Annotated in this window: 3 protein-coding genes; 2 read left to right on the top strand and 1 reads right to left on the bottom strand. The window is 64.5% G+C overall.

Features of this window, described 5'->3' with window-relative positions; translation table 11 throughout:
• Positions 1 to 64: 64 nt before the first annotated feature.
• Positions 65 to 535, bottom strand: a complete 471-nt coding sequence (locus ACFVU9_RS40360) for a hypothetical protein (protein WP_387602266.1) — start codon at positions 533 to 535, stop codon at positions 65 to 67.
• Between the two features lie 640 nt (positions 536 to 1,175).
• Between ACFVU9_RS40360 and ACFVU9_RS40355 the strand changes: the two genes are divergently transcribed.
• On the top strand, positions 1,176 to 1,523 hold the full coding sequence (locus ACFVU9_RS40355) for a hypothetical protein (RefSeq protein WP_387602264.1): 348 nt from the start codon (positions 1,176 to 1,178) through the stop codon (positions 1,521 to 1,523).
• On the top strand, positions 1,520 to 2,602 hold the full coding sequence (locus ACFVU9_RS40350; RefSeq protein ID WP_387602261.1) for a Crp/Fnr family transcriptional regulator: 1,083 nt from the start codon (positions 1,520 to 1,522) through the stop codon (positions 2,600 to 2,602). The genes ACFVU9_RS40355 and ACFVU9_RS40350 overlap by 4 nt, the downstream gene beginning before the upstream one ends.
• Positions 2,603 to 2,705 lie beyond the last annotated feature (103 nt).

Here is a 2,705-nt window from a genome sequence, read left to right as displayed (position 1 = left end):
GCTATTGCTCGGCCTCGTGGGCCCGCTTACTCCGCTGCCCGATGCGGCCCTTCTGTGTTTCGGCTCACGCCCCGCCGGCCGGACCGCCGACACCGAGGTCCAGCCGGGCCTGCGTGTGATAGGCGTTGAGCAACTCGACCAGGACGGGGGTGGTCGACACCGCAGTGTGCTCGCGGGCGGCAATCTCGGACTCCCAGAGCGCGATGTTCACCGCCTTCGCCGCCTCCACGGCAGCCGGACTCGCGAGCAGCACAAGCGTCTCGAAGAGCGCCGATCGCTGGATCTCCGCGCGCTCCATCGTCGCCAGGAACTCCGCCCGCGCCGTCGAGCCCGCCTCAGCCTGTCGGGCCCGCTTGGCGACCGCGTCGATCTCCTTCACACAGGTCGCGTACTGCACGTAGGTGTCGAGCTTCCGCTCGTCCCACCGCGCCGCCATCACCCGTCGATGCTTGGTCCGCTCCGCCCACCCGGTAGCCACGAACGAGGTGAGCGCACCCAGCAGGACGCCCACCAGCGTGACGATCTGAGTAATCACCACCCAGAACCTACCGACGCCGCCCTCCCTACAAAAGAGAGAGGCCTCCGCAGCGAACTCGCTGCGGAGGCCTCCAGGTTGCGGCCCGACTCCTGATCGAACCGGCAACCTTCGACTCCTCATGCAGGGCTAGCGAGACGCCGCACCGCCGCCCGGCATCTGAGCGCAACAGCGCTGCCCGGCAGCAGCAACCCCAGCAGCCCTGCCATCGACGCCGCAACAAACAAGCCCCGACTCGACCGCGAGTCGGGGCTTCTGTGTTTTGCCCTAATGGGCGGCGGGCCCCCTGGGCTACCACCCCCAGAGGCTCACCCGCCGTGCTCGCGCGTCGAACCCGGCAAGGTGCAACAACGTCAGCAATCTCTATTGAACAAGCACTAGGACTCCCATGTTCCATATCTGTATGGATTACAGCGAAGAGCATGACGGCGAGTCCATACCGAGAGGGACTTGACCCAAGGTGCGCGAACCCATCTCCATACGCCTGGGGCTTTCGCCGGCCGAGATTCGCGAGAGCGAGGCCGGACCGACTAGCGTGTTCTTAGCACAATCCGCCACTCCGCCTCGTCTGGCCCACCTACCTACCAGGGCTTCACAGACAGGTGTGTGACGTCGCGTCAGAACCCGGCAAACACTCTTGGTGCACCGTCAGAAGGGAACCCCCGAGTTGCTCTCCGGCTCCGTGCCGGCCGCAATCCCCGTCGTGCTGATCTCGGTCAGCACGACGGCGGCTGCGGCATACGCAATCAAGAAGCTCTCCCAGAACCCAGCCCGCCTGGCTGTGGTCATCTCCGCCATCGTCGCCCTCGTCAGCGCGCTGCCGCCCGTCATCAAGGCGTTCAACGAGACGCCGCCCCCGATGGCCAACGTCACAACTGTCGTCGGCTGGCAATCGCCAGCTGCTGGGGGCATCAGCGAGGCGTGCCACTTCCGGACCATCTCATGTCCATCGGAGGACACGCCTCCGGATGGTGCAGTCGCGTCATGAGCCAGCCACCCGACACGGTCACGAGTCGCATGAGGCGGCCAGCTAGAAGCTGGCTCGATGCGGCAACCGTGCCCCTGCCCAGGTCATCGTTCATCCGACGCCTCAACACTGACCAACGAGCCGCCCTTTCCCGCATTGCAGTTCCACAGACCTACGACGGCGGCTCCGTCATCAGCAACGTGGAGAGCAACACCGGGACGAAGTCCTTCACAATGCAGATCATCGTTAGCGGCTGGGTCATGGAGGAGGTCTCCTACCCGGACGGCACACAGGGCGTGACTCTTCGCGGCCCCGGAGATCTCATCGGTGACAGCATCCTCTTCAGTCCCCGAGACTCCTTCAGGGCCGTGTCTGCCACGATCGTCCTGGCTGCCTCCATCCCAAGCAGCTCGTTCAGGGGTTTTCTCCAGAACTACCCTGCGGCGATGGAGAGCTTCTGCCGACTACTGACAACGCGGCTCCAGATGCTTCAGCTTCAGCATGAGAGGACGAACCAGCCGCCCGCGGCCAGGATCAACAGCCTCCTCCTGGACCTCAGCACCTACGCGGACCCAGCCCGCCCGACGTTCCCCTACGACATCTTGGGCCTCTCACAGGCCGACTTGGCTCGGATCCTCAAGCTCAGCCGGCCGTCGGTCGAGAACCACATCAGAGAGCTTCGGCGATCCGGGACCATCACCACAGGTCGAAGGCGTATCACGCTGATCAATCCCGTGAACCTTGGGACCAGAGCCAGCCTTCCCGACCCCGACGATTATGAGGACGACGCTGCATCAGGTAGTGGCTACGTCGCCGTGCTGAGCAAGGGGAAACTCACACAGATCAGGGCAGTCAGTGACGTCCGGGCCGCCGAGATGCTCACCAGGTCTGAATTGGGGTGGCACATCGAGCTTCTCGAAAAGTCCTCAACTGAGACCTGTGTGGCGGCGATTGACAGAACTATCGCGGCACTTGGCATGGAGCTGATCAGGACGGCCGGACGGGAGCGCTACGGCCTGACAAGGACGATCACAGCTCCGCAAGTAGCAAGCCAAGTAAGGCAGTTCATTCGCCGGTTAGCACGACAAGGAATCGAGTGAGGGGGGTGGGGCCCCCCCGCGGTGGGGGCCCCCCCCCCCGCCCCCCCCCCACGTGCGACGACCAAAGTAGATACAAGATCCTCCGCATAAGACACCCCGGCGC

The organism is Kitasatospora sp. NPDC057936 (genome assembly GCF_042887525.1).
Taxonomy (GTDB): domain Bacteria; phylum Actinomycetota; class Actinomycetes; order Streptomycetales; family Streptomycetaceae; genus Kitasatospora.
Note: the sequence above shows the minus strand (reverse complement) of the source record. Positions and strands in the feature narration are given on the sequence as shown.

Bases quoted from the DNA above. Each gene is read 5' to 3' on its own strand.
- ACFVU9_RS40350 (WP_387602261.1), top strand. From the start codon at position 1,520: ATGAGCCAGCCACCCGACACGGTCACGAGTCGCATGAGGCGGCCAGCT.